This is a genomic window from Vibrio sp. 1069, assembly GCF_033340555.1.
In genome coordinates this window covers 203,129-228,122 of the sequence record NZ_JAWOWP010000005.1, presented here as the reverse complement: position 1 = coordinate 228,122, position 24,994 = coordinate 203,129, and the positions used below count along the sequence as shown (strand labels likewise).

Below are 24,994 nucleotides of genomic sequence, written 5' to 3'. Positions count from 1 at the left end.
TTTTTTCTTTAAGTTAAGTATGAACGCTCTGGATCAACTTTTTTTTGCCAACCTTTCGGATTTGGAGGTAGTATGCGAATCAATAAGCGGAGACAGTGCTAGCAACTCTAAAACATTTTTTTCAAAGATTTCATCCGCGTGTCTTACCCAATCTAAAAACTTTTTTTGAGCAAACATAGGCTCGATTTCATATAAAAATTCAATACTAAAGTAAAACTCATTTTTGATAGGCAAATTGTACACTCTTCGATAGTCTTTTTTATACTCCAAATTTCCTTCTACATATTTTGAAAATGTATTTCCACCAATCTTGATATCTTGGCATTTGATTGGAGGGTAACCACGAAGAAACTCTCCTACAAGGAACTCTTCTTTCGCTCTCTTTTTTTCTTCGTTTATCGGGTCCATTCCCCAACGATGATTTGCATACGCAATGGCATCATTCATCAACTCTGTATGATCACCTTTTTGAGAACCGTCAGGTGACTCTACAGCATGATAAAAATCCACGTACTCTTTCTCTATAAATGAAGATAGTTGATTAACACTAGTAATATATTTATCTGAAGATTTAATCCTTAACCGAATATATAAGCTACCTTGTTTATTGATTGGTAATAGTGGATTTATTATTTTATTTTGAAAAGAGAAATAAATCGTGGCCAAGTTTATAAACTTTTCATGCCGCTCTACTTTTGAATCAATATTGAATCGTTGTAATTCAATAAAATCTTGGTATACATGACCTTCATATATATTGTTCGGACATTCAAATGATAGTACTAAGTCATCTATCTGGAATACATTATGTAACAAGTGTGCAAAATCTGGTTTCCCTCTAAACCCATCTTTAAAGATTTTGATAAAATTCATATTTATATCTCTTGTTATTTAAATATGTATTGATATTTGTGATAAGCTCTATACTAAATCCATTGGCTTTATATGCGCCATGGCGTACAAAGGTAAATAGACATCCAATTTGATTCATTTTTCTCTCATGGCTACATACTTTGCTAGCTTTTCTTGACACTGACGCTGTGTTACTCAGCCTTAGTTTTTTCGTTCAATCCCTTTACTGCTTTGGCTGTATACGAGTCGATGAGCGGAGACAAATCCAGTAATTCCAATACTTTTTTTTCAAAGGTTTCATCCGCACTTCTCACCCAATCTAAAAACTTCTGCTTAGCAAACATCGATTCGTACTTATACCAAAACTCGATGCTCAGGTAGAATTCATTTTTTATGGGTAAATTGTATACTCTTCGTAATTCACTCTTATACTTAAGATTACCTTCTGAGTATTTTGAGTATTTGTTTTTTCCAACTTCAACTATCTCACACTTTATTGGTGGATAACCACTTAAGAAACCTCTAATTAAATATTCTTCTTTTTCTCTTTTTCGGTCTTCACTTTCTGGAATTTCTCCCCATTGTTTATTCGCACGCTTAGTCAATTCTTTCATCAAGTCTGTATGATACCCCCTCATAGAGCCTTCACTTTGCTCCGGGGCATGATAAAAATCATAATATTCTCTCTCTAAAAATGAGGACAATTGACTAATATTATCAATATCTTCTCCAGTAGATTTAACCCGTAGCCTAATATATAATCCACCTTGTTTGTTAATAGGAAGCAAAGGGTTTAATATTTTCTTCTGAAACAAAAAATATACCGTAGCTAACTTTACAAACCTTTCATGCCTCTCTATTTTTGATTCAACATCGAACTGTTCTAAATTAACAAGATCCTGGTATACATGTCCTTCATATATGTTGTTCGGACACTTAAATGACAGCACTAAGTCATCTATCTGGAACGCATTATGTAATAAGTCAGAGAAATCCGGCTTTCCTCTAAAACCATCTTTACACATTTTAATAAAACTCATATGTCTATCTCTTACTCTTCAAATATGCATCAATACCTTTAAACGAGAGCCTGCAATATGAGCTCTAATTCAAGTAAAGGTAAGCCACATACTAAGGTATTATGAAGATCAAAAAGGAGATCGGATCTTTTCTAAATTTTAAATATCTAACATCACCTCCACTTTACTGAAATCTACACTTTTGAAAGTTACATCCGCTCCATCCAGCAATAGCTCATCAAACACGCCAACTATTGATAATAAGCTTGAGGATCTGATCTCCACCCATGAAATGAGAAACAAAAAAGCCAGCCTTAAAAGGCTGGCAAGTAGAGCAACAAGGTCAGTGCTTACTGCTAACTAACACCGAACTCGTATTGGATTCATTTTCGTCTGTTAGTCTCTTTTATCGGCGTTTATGACTTGCTTGCTTTCTCTTTGTGGCACGTTACCTTTACTAACTGTTCTTGCTCATCTTTAATGTTTTTCACGATACGCTCATCACGTGCACGAATGGCATCCATGTTCATTTGCTGAATATCTGCTATAGCTTCATGTTTCATTTCAGAAAAGTCCTGACGTAAATCTGAGCTCCACTCCTCTTTGTCTAAAGTGTTAGCAGCAGCGATTGGTGATGACATTACAGCAATAAGACTTAGAGTAGATAGAAATACGCTTTTCATAATAAGCTCCTTGAGGATTAGCAGTTAATTTTAATTACAATTTATATATTGCACATACGATGCCAACTTTTATTTTGTTATTTTTCAACAACTTAAATAAAACCTCATATTCAACGTTATCTTCGTCTGGTAAATTTCGCTAACCAAGCGTCAAATTAACCATGCAAATTTAAAACATTAGAAACATACATATTAGAAATGCTTTGTCAGGCAGTTTTCTCATCAGATAATTACGTAACTGCCCACTAAAAAATCGCTTTGAATCAAAATACGGAAACAAAAAAGCAGCCCGAAGGCTGCTCCTAATCGTTAACATCAAGCTTGTTAACTCGATACGCTTGCTTCAACGCTCGACGTCACTGGCGACTTTCTGAAACGATTAATCAAACGATGGATAAACCTCTTAATCGATCTGAAAATATTTTTAATATCTTCAAGCATTAAATACAAACAAGGCACCAACACTAAAGTCAGAACCGTTGCGTACAACACCGCAAAGCCCAAAGCGACAGCCATCGGTATGACAAAACGCGCCTGCAAACTCGTTTCAAACATTATCGGCAATACACCCGCAAACGTCGTTATTGAGGTGAGCGTGATAGCTCGAAAACGAGCACAACCCGCCTCAACAACCGCTTGTTTGATGTTCATACCCTTTTCTCTCACTTGGTTTACGTAATCTGTCATAACCAGAGAGTCGTTAATAACCACGCCAGCAGCGGCGATCAAACCAAATGTCGACATCATACTTATGTCTAAACCTAGCCAGAAATGGCCCCAAATCGCCCCCGTCAGACTAAACGGAATGACGGACATTACAATCAAAGGTTGGGTATAACTTTTTAACGGTACAGCTAACAAGATGTAGACGATGATCATGCCTGCAATAAAGAACAAAATCTGTTCATTACGCTGCGCAGCCTGCTCTTCAATATCACCGCCCAATTCTGTTTTCACAGTTGGGAAGGCTTGCTTCATGTCCGGTAAGATATTGTCGTCAATGACCTTAACGATTTCTTGAGGCTCAACCAATTCTTCGTCTATGGAACCATAAACATAAACGGTTTGATACCCGCCTTCACGTCGAATGCTACTCACGCCCGGCTGCTCGTTGATCTTCACCACATCACCTAGCATGACCTTCTTACCTGCTGGTGTGGTAATCACAGCGTAACGCAATGATGAGAATGCTTCACGCGTCAATTGCGGGTAACGCACCATAACTTTAATTTCTTCACCATCACGAATAATGCGCTGTGCTTCGCCACCATAAAAGCTGCCACCAACTTGCTCTGCGATCATGGTGAGATCCAGACCGAGATCGTACGCTACAGGCGCAAGAGACAGGAGTACTTCTTTGCTTCCAGAATCAATAGAAGATGAAATATCATATAACCCTTCTTCCTGCTGTAAACGCTCTATCAAGTAACGCCCAGCCTCGTTGAGCTCACTGATGTTAGAACCAAACAACAAGTAGCCAAACTCATCTCTGTCACCACCACCCGCACTCTGCTCGCGGATTTTGATGCTCTTCATACCTGGGATAACAGGCATAGCTTCACGCCAACGTCGAGCCAGTTCAAATGTATTGAACGGGCGTAACTCTTCATCAACCAGAGGCACTAATACACGACCTTCGGTGCGGCTTCTGTTGTACGACAGCACATCACGAATCATTCCTTGACCATGTTCTGCAATGGTCTCAGATTCGATCTTTTGCATGACACGTTCAATAGTCTTGAGTGCACTGATTGTCTGCTCACTTGAAACGGTATCATTCATTTCAATAGTGATCGCAGGATAGTCGGTCGGCACTTTAGGGTTAGGGATCACCCGAACATAATTCGCGTTGATCAAAGCCGCGCTGATCAGCAGTAAACCACAGAACACCGCAAACACTGTCCAGCGCCAATGGGTGCATGTTGTTACAAAGTTACGATACGGACCGTTTACAAAGCCGAAGAAACGTTGGTTGAAACGATCTCGCCATCCACCAGGCTTGACTGGTTTAAAATGGGTATGCGCCAAGTGCGCTGGTAGGATCAACTTTGATTCAATCAAACTGAAGATCAAACAAAGAATCACAACCCCCGCGATACCATAAAAGAAAGCGCTATCAATACCACTCGAAAGCAAGAATGGTGCGAATACAGCAATCGTTGTCAGAACACCAAATGTCGCTGGCGTAGCAACACGTTTGACACCGCGTACCACGTTCTCGACACCGCCGCCCTTTTCTTCGATTTCACTGTACGCACTTTCTCCCATGACGATGGCGTCATCCACCACAATTCCGAGCACCATAATGAAAGCAAACAGCGAGACGATGTTCACTGTAATACCCAAAGCTGGCATCATCATCACCGCACCAAGGAAACACACTGGTAAGCCGATCATTACCCACATAGCCAAGCGGAAACGTAGGAAAATGGTCAGCATAATCGCGACTAATGCAGCGCCTTGCAGCAAGTTTTTCAACATCATGTCGAGACGCCCATTTAAATAATAAGTCGTATCAACTAAGACTTTGAGCTTAACATCCTGCGGTAATGTCTTGTTTTTTGCTTCAATATAATTACGAACGGACTGTGCAACAGGGATAATGTTCTGATCACGAGTTGCTTCAACAGACATGTAGATCGCATTTTGCCCTGAGTATTCAAAATAGCGCTCTTCTTCCGTAAAACCATCTTTGATCGTGGCGATATCTTGCAGTAAAACCTTCGCACCATTTGCGCCAAGCTTTACAGGAATATTTCTAAACTCATCACCACGGTAGTATTGGTTTTCAATCCTTACTGCAATCATCCCTGAATTTGTTTTTACTTCGCCCGCAGAAAAGTTAGCTGAATAACGGCTGATCGCGCTGCTGATATCGCTCAACGTCAGGTCGTATTTACGAAGAACAAGTGGGTCAACTTCAATCGCTATTTCTTCTTCTGGCGCACTCAGGTACACCAGCATGACGTTTTCTAACTGAAGTAATTCATCTTCGATTTGCTTAGCGATCGGTTTAAGCTCCTCGAGCGGTCGGTCCCCAACTAATCCCATTTCGATTACATCTTGGCGCCATTCAACTTGGTAAACATTGATTGGTTCCATACCCGTTGGTAAGTTAGACAATGTATCAATACGTTGGTTTACATCATCTAAGACACGCTTGATATCGGCATTAACGTCTACCTCGATGGAAACATACGCGCTACCTCTAGAGGCCGTTGAGACTGCTTTTTTAATCCCGGTGACGTCTTTAATCGATTCCTCGACCTTAACGAGAATACTCTCTTCTATCTCTTGAGGAGAAGCGCCAGGATAAGTCGCACGAACATCAATGTAGTTCACCTCAATATTCGGAAACATCTGCCTTTGAATAAAGAGAAAGCTCACCACACCCATGATAATGATGAACACCATCAAAAGGTTGGCAGCGACGGGGTTATTCGCAAAATAGGCAATCAAGCCCTTTTGTTTAGTATCTTCCATGACAAACTCCTACTTACTGTACGACGGTTTCGGAGTCGTCACTCTTTTTTGCGATTTGTACCGCCATGCCTTTTTGAGGGTACTCTGGTAAGGTCAGTACCAACTTATCACTTTGCTCTAAGCCTTCGCCCACCAGCAAAAACTCACCTTCTGCTCTCAAAACCGTGACAGTTCTGGGTTGAAGTTGATTATCGCCATTCACTACCCACACGGTACGATTTTTTACTAATTCCTGTGGTAAGCGGTAGATATGCTTAAGTTCCTTACCAGTGAAGCTCACTTCAACGTAGGAGCCGAATTTAATTGGAGGCTGCTGGTTATCGACACCGTATGGGTCCGCGATTTGAATGACCATGTTAATCATTCGGGTAGCGCTATCAATCATGCCTAAATCACGAACTACTCGACCTTCTCTAGTGGTAGAAAATACACCTTGCTGCGTCACTGTCGCAGTGAGTTCACCAATGGATTCGGGTAAAAATGCACTATCAAAACCGGCAATGGGTACATGCACCTCTGCCACTTCGATGTTGTTTAACGTGGCAACTCGAGAACCAGATGTAACAAATTGACCAACACCAATATCACGCTCAACAACCAGCGCATCGTAAGGTGCAACGACTTTGCAATTTTCTAACTCTCTTTTTGCTCGTTTGAGTGCCGCTTGAGCCGACTTCACTTGGGCTTGTGCGCTCAAAACGTGAGGCTTGCGTAAATACAGATCCGTCACTTGCTTATCGCTCAGTCTCTTTGCCTGACGTTTTGCAACTTCGGCTTTCGCTTGTTCCTCAATCAAGTTTGCGCGTGCACTAGCTAAATCGGCTTCAGCTTGTAAAACCGACGCTTCATAGTTGTCACTTTCAATTGTGAAAAGAACCTCTCCTCGTTTCACGATGCCACCCGTTACAAAATTCGGGTGCCAACTTATCACTTCACCACTGACTTGCGCGGAAAGGTGTGTTTTTTCAAAAGGGACTAATTCACCGTGACTGGTAATCACCACTTTGTGATCAGTAGGAAAAAGAGAAGAAGCCTGAACAGTAGGTTCTGTAATTGCATCTTTGGTTGACTCTTTTTCCGGCGCAGTTGCGGCAATTGCAGCATATCCTGCATAAGAGCCTCCAACGACGACGAAGGGTAAAAGCCAACGTAATATGGGTTTTGCTAACATCGAAAATCCTTTTTTATTGTTGTTTTCAACACCACACTTTTATTCAGTCCATTGCTCCCGGTAAGCATGGTGGTGAGAGAATTGAATTTGAATAAACATCAAAGCGGCACTTGCCTAGTCTTTTAAGCAGCGAACTAGATAGTTATTGCCAATTCAAAGTTAATAAAATTAACAAAAAATTAACCAACTGCGCAAGTTGCTCTGACTTAACTTTTATTCTAAACAGCAAATGACATGCCAAGCATTTATTTATTAAAAATCATATGGTTATATAAAAACCATTATTTTATCCAGTGTGCTATTGGTCATAATCACCAGATATTAGTGATTATGACCAATACGGCCATAATGATAATTAAAATAAATGATTATCTGCGCTCTAAAAGTTGAACTTGGTGCAGGCTCTATGGCAATTCATTGATTAATCGCTCGTTATCAAACGGTTCTGGGTGCATGTGGCGTCAGCTTAAGTCTATAATTTGGAGTAGGTAACACTCTGTAAGACAAGGAAATGTGCTTTGTTACAAACGCTCGCCAAGTTGCTCTTCCCCTCGCTGCTCACTATTTTATCGGCATGCTCATCCGTATCGTTGAATGACGCCAGTGAAAAGTCCACCAGCTTTCAGCTCGGTTATCAAAAGGATTCTGTTCTTGCGCAGTACTTTGAAGCTTACGGGAGAGATCCTAAGTCCATAACTGGCTTTGCACCGTTAAATCAGGGACACGATGCCCTTCTTGCTCGAACCTCTTTGATCGAGTCCGCCCAGAAAAGTCTTGATCTTCAATACTATATTTACCGTGGTGACGAAACGAGTCAGCTAATAACGTGGCGCTTGTATGAAGCGGCAAAGCGTGGTGTTCGAGTAAGGCTGTTGCTTGACGATATGCAAAAGCGAAACGACGATGTGATGGCTGCCCTCAATGCACATCCTAATATAGAAATCCGCTTATTTAACCCGCATCAGTATCGCGACTCCCGTTGGTTCGCTCTTGCTAGCGATTTTGAACGCCTTAATCGTCGTATGCACAATAAGTCTCTGATTGCAGACAGTGTTTCCGCCATTGTCGGAGGTAGAAATATCGGCAATGAATACTTCTCTTTTGAATCGCAAGTTGAGTTTGGTGATTTTGATCTTCTGCTCTATGGTGAGGCGGTACAACAAACTGCCGATCAGTTCGACCTCTACTGGAATAGCGCCTATGCGATACCAATGGAATGGATTACACCGAATTCACAGCAAATTACCGACCAAGCGATTCAAAAGCAGGTCAATAAACTCCGGTTAGAGGAAAAGTTTTCAACCGGCCGCTATGACTTCACCCAACTGGATATGTACCAAGATCTAAAACAAGGCAAACTCAAGCTCTACTGGGGAGAAGCGAAAGTATGGTTTGATCTGCCCGATAAAGTCGCAACCCGAGAGAGCCAACTTATTGATAATTTGTCGGAACTGGTTAAAAGTGTTGAGGATTCATTTGTGCTCATTTCTCCCTATTTCGTTCCAACTGAAGCAGGTACTCAAGCATTAAGTAACGCGGCCAAGCGAGGCGTTGATATCACGATTGTGACCAATAGCCTCGCGTCTAACGATGTGTTTGCCGTGCATGGTTGGTACGCAAAATATCGAAAAGATCTACTCGAAGCTGGAATCAAGCTTTGGGAAGTAAAAGCGAGCGCAAAACTCAAAAGTAAGTGGAGCATCACGGGGAGTAGCAGAGCAAGTTTACACGCTAAAGCAATGACGATTGATAACAAAACACTTTTCGTTGGTTCAATGAACTGGGACCCACGTTCGGCAGCTTTGAATACCGAAATGGCAGTTGTTATAGAACAGCCAGAATATGTGCAAATGTTTCTAGAACAACTGCCGAATCAACTGTCGAGTAACGCCTATGCCTTAACTCTGCGCGACGGGGACATTGTCTGGACCGACGTAAAAACAGGCGAAGAATACGACTCCGAACCAGAAGCAGGAGTATGGCGAAAAATGGGTGCTTGGTTCTCCGGAATATTACCAATTGAAGATCAGCTATAACAGTTGCCAATACTGCAAACCTACCCAGTCAAGCGAAACAAAATGGACGCTAGTTTTGGGGCTGGGGGGCACAACCAACATAAGGAAGTTCAATGCCAGCGCAATGGAATGAATACTATCAGAAGATTTTAAGCCAACCTCACCGCCCAAACGTGGAAAATGCCCTGAACCTACTTAAGATAGAAGGCAAAGTCGCTCTCGATATTGGCTGCGGAATAGGTCGAGACAGCCACTTTCTCCTCGAACAGGGATTTAAGGTTCACGCATGTGATAGCAATGAAGATGCAGTAAAAACTTGTTTAACACGCTTTGAAGGTAATAAGCGATTTTCGGTTTCGCAGTGCTGTTTTACTGAATTTAATTACCCTCAGTGCAGCTTGGTTATCGCAAATGCCAGTTTGTTCTTTTGCCCTGACACAGGCTTCAAACAAGTCTGGACAAAACTAGACAGCGCATTACAACCGGGCGGTATCTTCTGCGGCGATTTCTTGGGAGTGAAAGACTCCTGGGTTACCTCCGAAATGCACCCAAACATTACCGCATTAACAAAAAAGGAAGTGGAAAGCTTATTCGAGGGTTACGACCTCATTTCATTGCATGAAAGAGATGAAGACGGGACCACTGTAGTAGGAAGCCAAAAACATTGGCATATGTTTAGTGTGACCGCTCGAAAGCGCTAAAAATGGTCTCTCAATAAAGAAAGCAGCACTTCAAATCAGTGCTGCTATCAGAGATTAATTGACGGGATACACCACTTCAAAACGCTCTAAAACCAGCGTACGTTTCTCATGCCAATCGATGTTCAACTCATCGCATTCAGCTTTAAAAAATGCAGTATGAGCATCACGCCACCAGTTTAAGGTTCTATCACCTTCGCCTTCTGCGAAGGCAAATTCTGCGGTTACATCCTCATATTTGCATGTACTTACGTCAGTAATTCGTATCACGCAAACCGGGTCCCCATCCCAATTCGTCACTACTTGTAAATGACCGACTTGGGGCATGGTTTCACCATGTTCTCGATACCAAAGCTCCAAACTGCACGATGCAGTTTTCTGTCCAATACGAACCAAATCTGCGCATACATTCGCGTTGTATTCGTCGGCACAATAATAGTCAGCACTGACTGATGGTACAGCTTCCCTTTGTTCTGGTGATAATAATTCTAGGAATTGTTCTAAGTAATCCTTAGCTCGCGCGTCCATGCTCACTCCATTAATCATAAATTCGCAAGGAGGATAAAAGATATCACAACAAATAACCACCAGGAACAAACTGAAAAACAACAAGAATATGACTTCTACGAAGACGACAGTTATTTCTTTTGTAATAACTTTGCTAAACGTTTGTGCTATTTGCTATTGTTGCATGGTCTATCTGTACTCTTCTCGTGAAAGGACGTTATATGCGCTTATTTATTGGTATTTTTTTCTCGCTGATACTTGCCTTGCCAACAATGGCATCGGAGGAAAAGTATTCAGAATCGGATCTGTTAGATAGACCATTAATGGAACGCTATATTTTAGATGAACTAAAAGCGCTGCGTCAGGACTATCAAAGCCTAGAAAAGCGAATGATCACAGAGATCACCGATCGCGAGCTAACGGTCGCAGATAAATCGTTGAACTATGCCAACGTGACCGTTACATACTTCTTCTACATCATTGCTGGTGTCGCATCGCTGATTGCCTTTGTCGGATGGCAATCTCTGCGCGAGTTTAAACACAACACCAAAGAGATGGCTGATAAACGATTGGAGAAGATCGCCCAAGAATATGAGAAAAAGTTTGTCGCCCTTGAGCGAGATTTAAAACGCAAAACTCGCATTATCAGCGAAAACAACAAAGAGATTGAGAAAATCAACGAGATCCATAACTTATGGCTACGTGCACAAAGCTCTCAAACTCCAGAACAACGTATTGAAATCTATGATGAAATCTTATTAATTCGTCCAGGTGATTTAGAAGCGTTGACTTACAAAGCCGACGCAGCGATGGAAATCAACGAATACCATTGGGCACTTAGCATTTGTAACCGCGTACTTGAAGTCGATTACACCAACGGCCCTGCACTGTATCAACGCGCGTGTGCATACTCTCGCCTTGGTATCGAAGAGCAAGCTATTGAAGACTTGGAACGCGCAATTGAATACAGCCCATCCATTCGTGATTTACTTGCCGAAGAACGAGACCTCGAATTGCTGCACGGTAATGAGCGTTTTGAAAAGCTCTTACATCTAGCAAGCGAATAATGGAATAAACAGCATGAGCAGCCACTTTAATCTAGAAGACGCTAGCCAAGTATTGGTTGGCGCTTTTGCCCTAGCAGTCCCGATCTCATTTTCGGAGGAAGCGTGGCGATTGGGTGAGAGCCTACCAATGGCAAACTTGCTCATGCTGTTAAGTCTTTCTGTCATTTTCCTCAGTTTTTTCGCGTATCAAAGCGTGTTTCAAAGCCACATCAAGAATCGCGTATCCATCTTTATTTTTCGTGTGGTTATCGCGTACCTCATTGCGGCCGTTGTGGTAGCGTTAGTTCTTTTCTGTCTTGATAAACTGCCACTCATGAATGAGCCTTTGGTTGCGATAAAACGCGTTATCGTCATCACAATGCCTGCTTCGATGGGCGCGATCGTAGTCGACAGTTTCGACAAAGAATAGAGATAATCGCTACTCTTCTTCTAACGTTAAGTTCGACCCCGAGTGGTCTTTCCCTAATATATCTTCTGGGTTTCGAAGTGCGCAGGTTTCTAACGACAAGCACCCGCAGCCAATGCATCCGCCTAAATCGTTTTGCAACGCTTTAAGTTTTTGAATCTTTTGTTCTAACTGTTCATGCCAATGGCTTGCCATTTCTTCCCATTGCGCTTTGTTAGGGGCTTGGTGTTTCGGCAGTTCATCTAACGCATGTTTAATTTCTTCTAACGACAACCCAACTTGCTGCGCTGCTTTGATCACCGCAACACGGCGCAACACACTGCGATGGTAGCGACGCTGATTACCTTGATTTCTCCAGCTCGAAATCAGTCCTTTTTGCTCGTAAAAATGTAGGGCAGATACTTTCACTCCAGAACGTTTTGCCACTTCTCCTACGCTGATTTCCATCCTTGACTCCCTGCGTATCAATTTTGTTAAAAAAATGCTTTACCTCAAGTTTACTTGAGGTTTTAAAGTTGCACCATCTTAATTAACGCTAAACCCCGGCGATCTCAAGATAATGTATTCAGCGCGAACGACTTGGTTGTTAACCACAAGACAGTTGGACATCAACCTTTTGAAATCCATCGGGAGTTAGAGGCAAACATAATGAAAAATAAAACTCAGCCGTACTTAGCTGGCCGCTTCTTCGACAGTATCTCCTCTGGCTTATTCATGATGGCGCTGCCATGGGTCATGCTTTCCGAACCTAACATGGGCACTTTCGTAGCTTTAGTATCTCTGAGCTGCACCGCGATTTCTTTTCTAGCAACGCCTTTCTTTTCCACTTTAATTGACCGACATTCACGCAAAGTACTACTCGTGCTCAATCAATGGATTCAATCGGGTATGGCTTTGGTGGTGTTCATTGCTTATTGGTTAGGGTTCGAGTCACACTGGTTGCTGGCTTTTGCACAATTGGTGTATTGGGTTTCGAGTAATTTTGCATGGACGACCAACAACGCTTTCACCCAAGAAAATTATCAGCACCATGAGTATGCGAAAATTTCGGGTCAGCAAGAAATTGTAATGCAATCCACAACCCTCGGAGCTGGCGCGTTGGGTATTGTTTTGCTTGAAATGTGGGGTATGAAAGAGTTTGCTTTGTTTGCGGCCAGCGCCTCTGCGTTAGCAGCGATGTTCTATATTCTGACGCCTTATACCCAACAATTAAGGGCATCAAAATCCGTTGCTTTCATCGCGCAACTCAAAGAGAGCAAACAAATATTCCGCCTCGAACCCCGATTTTATGGCTTTATTCTGCTCTCTTGCCTCTCTTATCCTGCATTGACGTATTTGAGCAAACTGGTGCCGATTTGGTTTTCTGAACAAGGCATCTCTGGCGATTGGTTTGCAGGGTTCAACATCAGTTTTGGCCTCGGCTCGTTGCTAACCGGCTTTATTGTCACCAAAGTGCTAAGCCGTGCCTCCCATAGCCACATTATGTTCGCTTCGATGGTTATGGTCTCTTTTGCGCTTATCGGGATGAGTTTTGCGATGAGCCCGCTGACCATCTTATTGTTTACGGCGCTGTTTGGCGTATTTAACGCGCTAAATCGCATTGCGAGAGTCAACTGGATGCATCACACCGTAGCGGTTCATCAACGAGGTCGCGTCGATGGCGGCATCAGCATGTTTGCCACCACCATTCAATCTCTCAGTTACGTCCTGATTGCAATGTTGAGTCATTACGAACTAACACAATACGGTTTTGCAATCGCAGCTGCTGTCATGGTGTTAGCAGTGATTTTGATGGGATTACTCAGTCGAGACGTAGAGCCGTTTAACGACCTGCCCCTTCATGCAGCAGCAAAGTGAAGCATAGAAATTGAGAAGTTGAGAAATTGAAAAAGCGAGATAGGAAGGCAACCAACATCGTCTTCCTATTTTTTACGCCAGCACTTTTACCTCTATCGCTCATCAGCAAGGTTGGGTATTCTGAGGTGAGCAACATGAGCAGAGGGAAATCGCAGTGAACTTAAGGCAATTAGAAGTCTTTTACGCCATTATGCAAGCAGGAACGGTGTCAGGCGCGGCTCGCTTACTGCACGTTTCCCAACCTAATGTCACTCGAGTTCTCGCCCATACAGAACAACAACTGAGCTTCGCTTTATTTGAGCGTGTAAAGGGCCGTCTCGTTCCCACTCAAGAAGCCAAAGCCTTATTGCCAGAGGCTGAAAAAGTCTATCAACAACTCGGACAATTTCGCTCTCTGACCAACAAAGTCAAACAGGGAACTCAACATTTACGAGTCGGTGCTCCGCCTGTTTTGGCCGCACACTTGTTAGCGCCGACTGTCGCGTTGCTGTCGAAAGAGCACGGCATCTCCTTTGAGCTCTCAACGGCTAATCGCGATGAGCTGTGCTCAGGTTTACTGAAACATGAATTGGATGTCGCCATTGCGTTCGGTGAAGAAACGCCACCAGCGATCATGGGACACATGTTATTAAAAGAAAACTTGGCGCTAATTGCCCCTAAAAGCGCAGCGATACCCACAGAAAAAACCGTCACTTTAGAAGAACTCATCAGTCACGATTTACCCATTATCGGTTTAGATAGCCGAGACCCTCTGGGCTTATTGCTGCATCAAACCTTATCGGCGCGTGACGAGCATTATCAACATGCCATCACCGTCCGCAGCTACTCCGCGGCGGCTGAACTGGTGAAAAACGAAGCAGGATTCGCGATTGTAGACCCTTGGACTGCAAAACAATATCGCCAAGATAATGCCGTTTCCGTGCATGCTTTGGAGCCAAATATGTCCTTCTCTGTCTCTATTTTATTCGCAGAGCACACACCTCAATCCATTGCGACAAAGCAATTTATCACCGCCCTAAAACAACAGATGGTTTAAAGGTATAACCTGAAGTTATACCCGCCTAACAAATAAGCATTCGGTTTCCTAAATCAGTCTGGCTACATTAATGAGCAATAACGATGACGAAGGGAACCATCATGCAAATTGCTCAACCTTACCTACTCTTTCTTGGCGATGTAACCGATCCACTCGCAGCAAAAACCGCGCGTGGCATATATCAATGGCGACCTGAGATTTGTCTTGGCCAAATCCGCCTGACGCCAGAAACCGTATCGCTTGGTTTAACCGACATGACACTACAACAAGCGCAGCAGCAAGGAGCAAAAACGCTGGTGCTCGGCACAGCAAATCCAGGAGGCGTCATTCCCGAAGCTTGGCAAGCAACCTTACTTGAAGCGGCAGAGATGGGGTTTGAAATTGCATCGGGCATGCACCAACGTTTGGCGGAATTTTCTCCTCTTGCCGATCTAGAACAACGCGGATTAACCAAACTGTATGATGTTCGCCATTATGATGCCCCGCTCAAGGTCGGCAATGGCAAAGCTCGCGCAGGCAAGCGAGTACTTACTGTAGGGACAGATTGCTCCGTTGGCAAAATGTACTCTGCCCTTGCCATTGAGCATGCATTGAAGCGTAAAAACTGTCGTGCAGAGTTCAAAGCAACGGGTCAAACCGGAATTCTCATCGCAGGCAGTGGCATTTCGATTGATGCCGTAGTTGCCGATTTTATCTCCGGCGCAGTAGAAGCGATCAGCCCTGAGTTCACCGATCACGATTGGGACATCATCGAAGGGCAAGGTTCATTGTTTAACCCTTCGTTTGCTGGCGTAAGTTTGGGCTTACTTCACGGCGCACAAGCTGACGCTCTGATACTGTGCCATGAGATTGGTCGCCCGCACATCCGCAACTTACCACATGCGAGCTTGCCAACCATTGAACAAACGATAGAAGCGAATCTGGCCGCTGCTCGCCTAACAAATCCAAACGCTCAATTAGTGAGTATTTGCTTAAACACTTCGGCGCTCAGCGAAGAAGATGCAGCCCAGTTATGCCAGGGTTGGAGCGACAAATACCAAGTGCCCGTCACCGACCCTGTACGTTTTGGCGTTGATGCGGTTGCAGATAGGCTCCTTACGATTTAAGAAACATTTACGGTTTAGAAAATAACTGCGGTTTAGGGAAACTAGTGAGATGAAAATTCATGTAGAACCTGTCACGCTTGCCATGGCGACACCATTTCGCATCTCTCGCGGCAGTCGGACAGAGTGCCACGTAGTCCGCGTGACAATTGAACATCGAGGCATGACCGCCCAAGGTGAATGCACGCCATACCCTCGTTATGGTGAATCGGTTGAATCGGTGATTAAGGCGATTTCTCACGCCGCACATGAACTGCAAAGTTTGTATGCCAAAGGTGATGCTGATGTGATGGCTCTCAAAAGCCAGCTTCAATCGTTATTACCCGCAGGGGCGGCAAGAAATGCATTGGATTGCGCCCTTTGGCATCTTCACGCGCTTTTGAGCCAAAAGCAGCAGGTTCACGACCTCTTTACGTTACCCGAGGCGATTGTGACGGCGATGACGGTTTCTATCGACAAGCCGCAAGCGATGGCAAAACAGGCACAAGCTTACCTTAGCCAAGGCGCAAAACTGCTTAAGGTAAAACTGGATGGTGAAAACGTGATTGAGCGCGTTGCAGCAGTACGCGATGCCGCGCCGCACGCACAAATTGTCTTAGATGCGAATGAAGCGTGGCAAAACCTCGACCTCGCGACGGTATTTGCTCAACTCGAACCGTTTAATATCACCATGATCGAGCAACCGTTGCCACAAGACTGCGACGACGTACTCGCCAGCATTCCGCACCCCATTCCACTTTGCGCCGATGAAAGTTGTCACACCAGAGAGCAATTGCATCAGTTGGTTGGCAAATATGAAATGGTGAACATTAAGCTAGATAAAACTGGCGGGCTCACTGAAGCACTATTATTATCCGACGACGCCCAAAAACTCGGTTTTAGCCTCATGTCCGGTTGTATGTTGGGGACGTCGCTTGCGATGCGTGCTGCCTTACCCATTGCTGCTCAGGCAAGCGTTGTCGATCTTGATGGCCCGGTGCTGCTCGGACAAGATGTAACGCCAAGCTTGGTTTATTGCGACGGCGAAATCGTTCTTTCCAAATAGCCTAAACAATCCAGAGGTTTTGCTCCAAAAGTCAGAACCTCTGAGTTTATGATCTCGATTAAAAAACAATCAGCCCCATCATGAAATAAGTCACATAAATTATATGGTTATTGAGGCATGCTAAGATTCCAGTAGTCCAAGAAGGTGGTCTTATGCATCGAGTCATCCGGAAAATGACGTGGAAAACGAATAGGCGGTAATCCCGCCCTACTCCAATGCAGTGCGTGGGTTTCTATAACAACCCACTTCCTAGCAATTCGTAGGTTTTTCACGCCATCTTGCAAGGAGGCTCTATGCCTATCAACAAAATACGCAATATCGCTTTTGTCGGCCAAACCGGGACCGGTAAAACCACGCTGATAGAAAAACTGCTCTTCACCTGCGATGCCACGCACCATTTAGGCAGCGTAGAAAAAGGCGATACCGTTACCGACTTCGACCCTCAATCCATCCAATATCAACACAGTATTGAAGCAACGCCAGTCGCACTGCGCTGGAATAAACACCGGCTCAATATCATCGACACTCCGGGACAAAACGAGTTACTTGGCCGTACTATCAGCGTTTTTCCTGCCGTTGAAACATCTGCCCTTGTCATCGACCCTCAAACCCCACTTAACCAAACTTCCGATCGCTTATTCACCTTTGCTAAAGAGCAGCAAAAATGTCAGATGATCATCATCAATAAGCTCGATAACCACGGTAATCAGTTAGAAAGATTGATGGAGAACATCGTTGAGCATTTTGGTGACCACTGCTTGCCGATCAACTTACCTTCGGCTGACGGGGAATCTGTAGTTGACTGCTATTTCGAACCAGAATTGGGACGAGAAACCTTACTTGCAACGGTAGATGAAGCTCATGAGACCTTAATTGACCAAGTCATCGAAGTCGATGAAGAACTGATGGAACTGTATCTGGAACAAGGCTCCGAACTCACCGCAGAGCAACTGCATGATCCGTTTGAAGAAGCACTGAGAACTGGACATGTGATTCCGGTCTGTTTTGTCTCAGCACAAACCGGCGCGGGCGTCGAGTTGCTGCTGCGCACCTTGGCGGAGATCATGCCCATGCCAAACGAGGGTAACCCTCCTCAACTGGAAAAGAACGGCAAAAAAATCAAAGTAAATTGCGAAACCTTAGAGCACACCGTCGCACACGTGTACAAAGTCAGCGTCGACCCATATATGGGAAAACTTGCCTACTTACGTGTGTATCAGGGGGAAATCAATGCGGGCAGCCAGCTTTATATTGGCGAAAGCAACAAGGCATTTAAAGTTGGGCACTTATATCAACTGCAGGGCAAAGATAGAACCGAGATCCCTCGCGCGCTTGCGGGCGACTTCTGCGTTTTAGCCAAAGTGGATGATCTCGAATTCGATTCAATCGTTCATGACTCTCACGAAGAAGATGGAGTTCAACTCAAAACGTTGGATCTTCCTGACTCCATGTATTCTTTGTGCTTGAAGCCTCTTAAGCGTGGAGATGAGCAAAAATTAGGAGATGTGCTGAATAAAATTGCCAGTGAAGACCCTTCTCTGCGCATCGAACATCGCGCTCGCACCAACGAAACCATCATCAGCGGCCAAGGGGAGTTTCACCTCAAAGTCGCATTAGAAAAGATGGCGAACGTGTACAAACTGGACGTCGAAACCTGCCAACCAAGCGTCGAATACTTTGAAACCATCACCAAACCTGCCGAAGGGCATTATCGACACAAAAAACAAAGTGGCGGTGCAGGTCAGTTTGGTGAAGTGCAATTGAAGGTTCGTCCACTCGAACGTGGCGCCGGATTTAAGTTCATCAACAAAGTGGTGGGTGGCGCAATTCCAACCGCGCTCATTCCTGCTGTAGAAAAAGGTATTTTGCAAGCGTTAGAGGAAGGCGCGATTTCTGGCAACCCAATTAAGGATGTGGAAGTCACCGTTTATGACGGTAAATATCACTCCGTCGATTCGAAAGAAATTGCGTTTGTCATCGCAGGTAAGAAAGCGTTTTTAAATGCGATTAACAACGCCGATCCTATTGTGCTAGAACCCATTGTCCAGATGGAACTGCACATCCCAACCGCGAATGTTGGCGATGTTTCTGGTGATTTATCTGGCAACCGAGGCTTAATCGAAGGCTCCGAGCCAATCGACAGCAGCTTCACCTTACTCAGAGCCAAGTCACCTGTAAACGAGCTGCAAGATTACGCTCGTCGATTACGCTCTATCACTGGTGGTGAAGGCAGCTTTAGTATGACCTTAAGTCATTACGAGCCTGCGCCACCAGCAGTGCAAAAACAGGTCTGCCAAGGCAGTACACAACAAGGTTAATTCCCTAAGATTCAAATCAATCACATAAACAAAAAAGCGCCCTCATTTTGAGGGCGCTTTTATGTAAAAGAAAAATTATTTATCGAGAGACAAACCTATCTGACTGATTTTGCTTTCAAACTCTTCGATGCTGTTCGCTTTGTAAGTCGGAGCACCGTTAAAGTAGCGCGGTTTCTCTGGCAGCATCGCATTTTTCAGCTCTTGTTCTTGATCGATATTGTCATGGTAAACCGTTACACGATTTGGAATATCCTGCTTCATTACAGCCATTTTGGTTCTCCTTTATTAAAACGAATAGTAAGCGTAGAACGAATTTATCGGAGTACAGGCGAGACTGTGTAAAATTTAGACACTCACAGCAAAATCATATTTAAACAGTTGCATTTAATATTTTTGAGGCACTTTGTCGTGGCTATTGGCAAACGTGAGTGCAGCGATTAAGGTGAGCTCTCTCTACATGAAGACAGGAAGTCCGGTGTCGCAACAAGAACTCAACCAAATGGGCAGTGCCAAAGTTTTTCTCATCGAAAAAGATGGCGTCCAAGTAATAGAAAAACGTAACCCTACTCAAATAGAAGTGGCGTTTTATCAACGCCATGCCGAGCAGTTTAACGCGCTTGGAATACACGTACCGCGCTTGATTCAACTCGACGACCAGAAAAACGTTCTGTACATTGAATACGTTCCCCACGCAGTCGAGCAAGCATTCTTACTTGAAGATGATCGAGTCATTGAACAACTCTTCAAACTGCACCGACTTCCACCAACATCAGATGGTGTTTATCACCGCCACCAGTGGACACCACAAGCGACTCAACAAGCACTCGCAACACTTAAACTGGGCTCAGAGACAGAACAGTTCTTCCACCAGCTACAACAACGATCGGCGCACCTTTTCGATGGGCAGAACTTGATCTCCGGAGACACCAATGCAGGAAACTGGGGACAGCGCCAAAATGGCGAGCTGGTGCTGTTCGACTGGGAGCGCTTTTCTACAGGGCATGTCGCGATAGATTTAGCGCCGCTCATCGAGGGCATGGGCACATTTGATGATTACTTGAAGGTGGCAGGCAAGTATGTAAAGTGCGCCGAGAAAGGTGAAACAACAGAATTGGCGCGCGATATCGGACTAGCAAAAGCGTGGATCGTTGTCGAGGTAGTCAACATACTGGTCTCCAGAGAGAATCCGCAGACCAGCAAGTATTTGGACTGGTTTCGGCAAACCTTGCCGCAATGGGCCAAAAGCCTTAGCGCTCAGGTGATGAGTTAGGCTCTGAGATTTGATATAAACGCCTTTCAGGTTCTGCGCATGAGGTTTCGCAGTTGCATACTTTATCAACACCGACGTTGTTTAAACCGCCGCAACTTCCTTGAATACGCTTGTTATGAAAAATGACGCCAAGTGACATCAACAAAATGATTGCGAGAAAACCAAGAAAGGTAAATAACCAAACCATATTAACCTGCCTTATTAGCCATCGACTCTAGCTTAAGTATAGCAGGGCTAGATGTTGCTTTGAGTAGCGCTTTAGGTCTTGCCAACAAGGAGGGTTTTGATTTTTGGCCACCACAACCACAGGAGCCGCAGCCGCCTTTTTGTTTGTGAACACTTTTCTTATGATTGTTTGATGGGCGTCCTTGAGAGGGCTCAATCAAAGGCTCTCTTGGAACCGCAAGCACATCTTCCAATGAACTACGAGTAGACAGCCTAAATACTGGCGTGCCACTGCTAAGTAGCTTTGCCAATGCACGTTCACCGATATTTCGCACAAGAACAGCATCCACATTGTACCCTTGTAGAGACTGAATCAACTGAGACTTCGCATTACAACCAGCTTGTGGCATAGAAGCAATGTTCGCTAAGTTTTTTAGCATACCGTCAGTATCAGAATAAATAGCAATGTATGGTGCTTTTACAAAGTGGTTTGCCACCCGCTCACCATCATTAGGAATAGCATAAATCATAAGTTTGACTCCTCATTCGGAAAAACTAATGCATGACCTTCAACTAAACTTTTTGCGACTTTCAATCTTGCACTTTTTACTGTGTTACCAAAAGTTTGTCTGGAAACGCCCATCTGCTCCGCAGCTTGCTGCTGGCTAAGCCCCTCTAAGTCGGCTAAACGTAGCGCTTCTAACTCTTCTGGTAATATGGCGACTTGCTCCAACTGATTAAATGGAATGCCATTGGGCTTAAAGCAATGGTGAGCCGCACGTCCGCATATTCGTCTTTCTATCTTTGGTCTTGCCATCATTGTCCCTCAAAAACACAGAGTCAAATTACGCCTTAAACTGGCATATGCCAATAACATTTTTAGCATATGCCAATAAACTAAGTTTGCAAAAATCAACACGACAAATACGTAATACATCAGCATTAATTAGACATCTAATAATTTAGGAATTTTGATGACAAACGAACAAAAAGATCAATTCTAATTAACCGGATAATAAAAACGTTAGTTTGCGCAGATTTTTCATACAAATACACGCTAATGTGTTCATTTTATTGAAGAAGAAAAACTATAATCCAAGCAAATCATTAGTTTGAACACTAATGATTGTTTTATTTAAAAGGATGTATACCTAAGGAACGAAAAAGAGAAGTTTGACAACATTGGTCTGAGCTTAAAGGGTAATACGTTCGATACAGAACCTGTCGAACGACCATTACTTGGCCTAGGTGCCCTACTCTTCTTGCCAAATTAAGTTTCTTGAAAGCGCTTAGGTATATCAGAAAAAGGAAGTACATATGTCTGACTCAAATTGGCTCAGCGAATTCCCGGAAATGGATGCCTCTGATCTCAGGGCGATTCGCAAAACACTCGACGGCGCCTACAGAGATTTCTCTCGCGAGTATGGTGAACTCATTGAGTCTCTGTTTGATCCGCTCCTTTCGTTTCTTGTCTGGTTTGAAAAACTTCTGATTTCTACACCTTGGTTCATTATTTTAGGTGTCTGCACCACTCTCGTTTATGCCGCCAGCCGCTCTTGGAAACTGGCCGCTGCATGTTTTGGTTCGCTGATTCTGATTGGCTATTTTGGAATGTGGGAAGACACTATGCGTACGCTCAGTATCATCACTGTATGTACTATGCTTGCCATCGCACTTGGTATCCCTATCGGCATCGCTATGGCGCGCTCTAATCGCATTCAGTCGGTGGTAACACCATTACTCGACGTCATGCAGACCATGCCGGCATTTGTGTATCTCATTCCAGTTGTGATGTTATTGGGCATTGGGAAAATTCCTGGCCTTATCGCAGTAGTGATCTACGCGATTCCACCGGTTATTCGTTTAACCAATTTGGGCATTCGTCTAGTTGATAAAGAAGTATTGGAAGCCGCAACCGCATTTGGTGCCAGCACTCGGCAACGGCTTTTTGGGGTTCAGCTTCCGCTTGCAATGCCAACCATCATGGCGGGAATTAACCAAACGATCATGATGGCACTGTCAATGGTGGTCATCGCATCAATGATTGGGGTAAAAGGTTTAGGTCAGCCTGTTCTAAAGTCTATTACCAATCAATATTTCACTCTTGGTCTTCTCAATGGTTTAGCCATTGTCGCCCTAGCAATCCTTTTTGACCGTGCTTCACAAGCGTATGCGAAACGCACTCAAGCTCATTTAGGAGACTCAAAACATGACTAGTCCACTTATCGAAATCAGCGGTCTGTATAAAATCTTCGGCCCCAAACCCAATAGCGTGATTGAGCGCGTTAAGTTGGGACATAGTAAAGAGCAGGTTTTAGCGGAAACGGGCCACACGGTCGGACTAAAAGACATCAACCTGCAAATTCAAAAGGGTGAAATTTTTGTCATTATGGGATTATCCGGTTCTGGAAAATCCACCATGATTCGCCACTTCAACCGATTAATCGATCCAACCATGGGGCAGATTTTGGTAGAAGGGGTGGATGTCATGCAACTTTCTAACAAAGAGCTTGAACAGTTTCGCCGTCACAAGATGTCTATGGTGTTCCAACGCTTTGGCTTGCTGCCTCATCGCACTGTTATCGACAACATCGCATATGGTTTAGAAGTTCAGGGAATAAATAAAGAGGCGCGCTTAGAAAAAGCAAATGAATGGTTAGAAACCGTTGGACTGACGGGTTATGAGCACCAGTATCCTGCTCAACTATCGGGTGGACAGCAACAGCGTGTGGGCCTTGCACGGGCACTGGCTACCGACGCCGAAATACTGTTGATGGACGAGGCTTTCTCAGCATTGGACCCTCTGATTCGGAGCGAAATGCAAGATCAGTTGGTAGAGCTGCAACAGAAGCTGCACAAAACCATTATTTTCATTACTCATGATTTAGATGAAGCGCTTCGACTTGGCGATCGCATCGCGATACTTAAAGACGGTGAACTTGTCCAACAAGGTTCACCGGACGAAATCTTACTGCATCCTGCCGATGAGTACGTTGAAGCCTTTGTAAAAGACGTCAATAGAGCGCGAGCACTGACGGTCGAAACGCTGATGCAGCCACCTTCGTACTGTGTTCGCGCTGAAACCATTGAAGATGCGCTGAGTGAAATGAAACGTGTTAAACGTGATTATGCCTACCATGAGACCAATGCAGGCTATCAAGGCGTGATAACACAGCAAGGATTGCTAAACGCAGCGAAGTTAACTCACCTATCAGATTGGCGTGATGATATCTATGAAGAGGTGCCTATCATCTCTCCACATTTAGCCATTGAGCAAGTGCTGACTGAAGTCATGTCGTGTGAATATTCACTGCCCGTCATCGATAAGCACGGCAATTTGAAAGGCGAATTAAATCGTCAGGTTATTGCGGAGCTGTTTTCTGATCAACGAAGCACAAAACGAGGCACTTCACGCTCAAGCTTCAATAACGTTTCTTAGATGATGTTGATAATACAACTCACAATAATGTGGGCTGTTATCAATTAACTCGCTCCCACTCCCCTTTTTAGATATTTGTCTGTGGGCTCAAGCTTGATACCCAAAGCAACATTTACATTGTTCTGATTTTCCTGACAATTTCATGCTCATATCCGGTTTTATTGACATAGTTAGATCATTCTATTGCTTTTTGATGACGCAAATCCTCGATAAATGTCTACTATTACTCTCATACAAAATCTTGATTTAAAGAGGGATAAAATGAAAAAGACAATGTTGGCACTAACAGGCGCGGTAATCATTCTTGCAGGCTGTCAAGATGAGAAACCTGCCGAAACAAGCGCAGTTGAAGTACCTCAGGCAACGGAAACTGAAGTCACCACCAGTGCAGACGTTACGACTGAGACAATTGACACGTTACCAGTAGAAGAAGAACAGGTAATTACTGAAGAGACATTTGTAGACTCTGAACACAACGCACAAAGTGCTCTGGACTGGAACGGCACCTACAAAGGAACACTACCTTGCGCGGATTGTGCTGGTATCGATATGACCATCACACTAAATCAAGATGGCACTTACGTACTTGAAGAAAGCTACCAAGACAAAGAAGACGGTCAATCAAAATCTGAAGGTCAATTCACTTGGGACGCAAATGGCAGCATCGTAACGTTGACAAATGAAGATGCACCAAACCAATACTTTGTTGGTGAAAACGTACTTATGAAGCTAGACATGAATGGCGAAAAAGTAACGGGTGACCTAGCACCACTATACAACTTAACGAAACAGTAAGAAGTTAGTATCAATACCTGATAAATACCCCAAATCCGAGCCACCCCAGCTCGGATTTTTTCGCT

At 44.0% G+C, this 24,994-nt stretch carries 24 protein-coding genes; 13 read left to right on the top strand and 11 right to left on the bottom strand.

Annotated elements, in window-relative coordinates; genetic code table 11:
* Positions 1-33 precede the first annotated feature (33 nt).
* The 5 genes from R7040_RS11035 to R7040_RS11015 form a co-directional block, all read right to left on the bottom strand.
* Positions 34-873: a hypothetical protein gene (locus tag R7040_RS11035; protein ID WP_064354529.1), complete on the bottom strand. Its 840-nt coding sequence runs from the start codon at positions 871-873 to the stop codon at positions 34-36.
* 170 nt (positions 874-1,043) lie between these two features.
* Entirely contained in the window at positions 1,044-1,892 is an 849-nt protein-coding gene (locus R7040_RS11030; RefSeq protein WP_213967455.1) for a DNAase, read from the bottom strand.
* A 395-nt stretch (positions 1,893-2,287) separates the two neighbouring features.
* Positions 2,288-2,554: a hypothetical protein gene (locus tag R7040_RS11025; protein ID WP_064354527.1), complete on the bottom strand. Its 267-nt coding sequence runs from the start codon at positions 2,552-2,554 to the stop codon at positions 2,288-2,290.
* A gap of 324 nt (positions 2,555-2,878) precedes the next feature.
* Entirely contained in the window at positions 2,879-6,037 is a 3,159-nt protein-coding gene (locus tag R7040_RS11020; RefSeq protein WP_064354526.1) for an efflux RND transporter permease subunit, read from the bottom strand.
* A 13-nt stretch (positions 6,038-6,050) separates the two neighbouring features.
* Positions 6,051-7,208 carry an efflux RND transporter periplasmic adaptor subunit gene (locus R7040_RS11015; protein ID WP_025767993.1) on the bottom strand — a complete coding sequence of 386 codons (1,158 nt, stop codon included), beginning with the start codon at positions 7,206-7,208 and terminating at the stop codon, positions 6,051-6,053.
* A gap of 518 nt (positions 7,209-7,726) precedes the next feature.
* Between R7040_RS11015 and R7040_RS11010 the strand changes: the two genes are divergently transcribed.
* Together R7040_RS11010 and R7040_RS11005 are read left to right on the top strand one after the other, a co-directional pair.
* The gene (locus R7040_RS11010; protein WP_213895803.1) at positions 7,727-9,244 is read left to right on the top strand and encodes a phospholipase D family protein; all 1,518 of its coding nucleotides are present in this window, start codon (positions 7,727-7,729) and stop codon (positions 9,242-9,244) included.
* A gap of 92 nt (positions 9,245-9,336) precedes the next feature.
* Positions 9,337-9,924, top strand: coding sequence for a class I SAM-dependent methyltransferase (locus tag R7040_RS11005; protein ID WP_318096868.1), 588 nt, complete (start codon positions 9,337-9,339; stop codon positions 9,922-9,924).
* A gap of 54 nt (positions 9,925-9,978) precedes the next feature.
* On the opposite strand, the gene R7040_RS11000 is transcribed toward R7040_RS11005, so the two are convergent.
* Positions 9,979-10,449: an ASCH domain-containing protein gene (locus R7040_RS11000; RefSeq protein ID WP_005373887.1), complete on the bottom strand. Its 471-nt coding sequence runs from the start codon at positions 10,447-10,449 to the stop codon at positions 9,979-9,981.
* A 200-nt stretch (positions 10,450-10,649) separates the two neighbouring features.
* Here R7040_RS11000 and R7040_RS10995 point away from each other — a divergent pair, with 200 nt between their 5' ends.
* Together R7040_RS10995 and R7040_RS10990 are read left to right on the top strand one after the other, a co-directional pair.
* Positions 10,650-11,495: a tetratricopeptide repeat protein gene (locus tag R7040_RS10995; RefSeq protein ID WP_005373890.1), complete on the top strand. Its 846-nt coding sequence runs from the start codon at positions 10,650-10,652 to the stop codon at positions 11,493-11,495.
* A gap of 13 nt (positions 11,496-11,508) precedes the next feature.
* Positions 11,509-11,904 (top strand): DUF2391 family protein, encoded by a 396-nt coding sequence (locus tag R7040_RS10990; protein ID WP_005373896.1) that lies wholly within the window; start codon positions 11,509-11,511, stop codon positions 11,902-11,904.
* A 9-nt stretch (positions 11,905-11,913) separates the two neighbouring features.
* Here the strand turns inward: R7040_RS10990 and soxR are convergent, their stop codons facing one another.
* Entirely contained in the window at positions 11,914-12,348 is a 435-nt protein-coding gene (gene soxR, locus R7040_RS10985) for a redox-sensitive transcriptional activator SoxR (RefSeq protein WP_064354523.1), read from the bottom strand.
* 201 nt (positions 12,349-12,549) lie between these two features.
* Here soxR and R7040_RS10980 point away from each other — a divergent pair, with 201 nt between their 5' ends.
* The 5 genes from R7040_RS10980 (at position 12,550) to fusA (ending at position 19,260) form a co-directional block, all read left to right on the top strand.
* Positions 12,550-13,758 carry an MFS transporter gene (locus R7040_RS10980; protein ID WP_017635140.1) on the top strand — a complete coding sequence of 403 codons (1,209 nt, stop codon included), beginning with the start codon at positions 12,550-12,552 and terminating at the stop codon, positions 13,756-13,758.
* Between the two features lie 154 nt (positions 13,759-13,912).
* Positions 13,913-14,794, top strand: coding sequence for a LysR family transcriptional regulator (locus R7040_RS10975; RefSeq protein WP_047102778.1), 882 nt, complete (start codon positions 13,913-13,915; stop codon positions 14,792-14,794).
* Between the two features lie 101 nt (positions 14,795-14,895).
* Positions 14,896-15,900, top strand: coding sequence for an N-acetyltransferase DgcN (dgcN, locus tag R7040_RS10970; RefSeq protein ID WP_064354551.1), 1,005 nt, complete (start codon positions 14,896-14,898; stop codon positions 15,898-15,900).
* A gap of 49 nt (positions 15,901-15,949) precedes the next feature.
* Positions 15,950-16,942 carry an N-acetyl-D-Glu racemase DgcA gene (gene dgcA / locus R7040_RS10965; RefSeq protein ID WP_064354522.1) on the top strand — a complete coding sequence of 331 codons (993 nt, stop codon included), beginning with the start codon at positions 15,950-15,952 and terminating at the stop codon, positions 16,940-16,942.
* Between the two features lie 293 nt (positions 16,943-17,235).
* On the top strand, positions 17,236-19,260 hold the full coding sequence (gene fusA / locus R7040_RS10960; RefSeq protein ID WP_064354521.1) for an elongation factor G: 2,025 nt from the start codon (positions 17,236-17,238) through the stop codon (positions 19,258-19,260).
* A gap of 75 nt (positions 19,261-19,335) precedes the next feature.
* Here fusA and R7040_RS10955 read toward each other — a convergent pair whose 3' ends face one another.
* Positions 19,336-19,530: a hypothetical protein gene (locus R7040_RS10955; protein ID WP_005373920.1), complete on the bottom strand. Its 195-nt coding sequence runs from the start codon at positions 19,528-19,530 to the stop codon at positions 19,336-19,338.
* Between the two features lie 187 nt (positions 19,531-19,717).
* Here R7040_RS10955 and R7040_RS10950 point away from each other — a divergent pair, with 187 nt between their 5' ends.
* On the top strand, positions 19,718-20,530 hold the full coding sequence (locus R7040_RS10950) for a phosphotransferase (protein ID WP_064354520.1): 813 nt from the start codon (positions 19,718-19,720) through the stop codon (positions 20,528-20,530).
* On the opposite strand, the gene nqrM is transcribed toward R7040_RS10950, so the two are convergent.
* From nqrM to R7040_RS10935, 3 genes are read right to left on the bottom strand one after another with little or no spacing between them, the layout of a single operon-like run.
* Positions 20,508-20,717 (bottom strand): (Na+)-NQR maturation NqrM, encoded by a 210-nt coding sequence (gene nqrM / locus R7040_RS10945; protein ID WP_017635136.1) that lies wholly within the window; start codon positions 20,715-20,717, stop codon positions 20,508-20,510. The genes R7040_RS10950 and nqrM overlap by 23 nt on opposite strands.
* A 1-nt stretch (position 20,718) precedes the next feature.
* Positions 20,719-21,225, bottom strand: coding sequence for a NifB/NifX family molybdenum-iron cluster-binding protein (locus R7040_RS10940; RefSeq protein WP_064354519.1), 507 nt, complete (start codon positions 21,223-21,225; stop codon positions 20,719-20,721).
* The gene (locus R7040_RS10935) at positions 21,222-21,512 is read right to left on the bottom strand and encodes a DUF134 domain-containing protein (RefSeq protein ID WP_005373924.1); all 291 of its coding nucleotides are present in this window, start codon (positions 21,510-21,512) and stop codon (positions 21,222-21,224) included. Before R7040_RS10935 ends, R7040_RS10940 begins: the two co-directional genes overlap by 4 nt.
* Before the next feature lie 500 nt (positions 21,513-22,012).
* On the opposite strand from R7040_RS10935, the gene R7040_RS10930 reads away from it, so the two are divergent.
* The 3 genes from R7040_RS10930 to R7040_RS10920 all read left to right on the top strand — a co-directional run bounded on the left by R7040_RS10930 (position 22,013) and on the right by R7040_RS10920 (position 24,929).
* Entirely contained in the window at positions 22,013-22,912 is a 900-nt protein-coding gene (locus R7040_RS10930; RefSeq protein WP_064354518.1) for an ABC transporter permease, read from the top strand.
* Positions 22,905-24,134, top strand: coding sequence for a quaternary amine ABC transporter ATP-binding protein (locus R7040_RS10925; protein WP_025768003.1), 1,230 nt, complete (start codon positions 22,905-22,907; stop codon positions 24,132-24,134). The genes R7040_RS10930 and R7040_RS10925 overlap by 8 nt, the downstream gene beginning before the upstream one ends.
* A gap of 261 nt (positions 24,135-24,395) precedes the next feature.
* Positions 24,396-24,929, top strand: a complete 534-nt coding sequence (locus R7040_RS10920) for a copper resistance protein NlpE (protein WP_005373930.1) — start codon at positions 24,396-24,398, stop codon at positions 24,927-24,929.
* Positions 24,930-24,994: the final 65 nt, after the last annotated feature.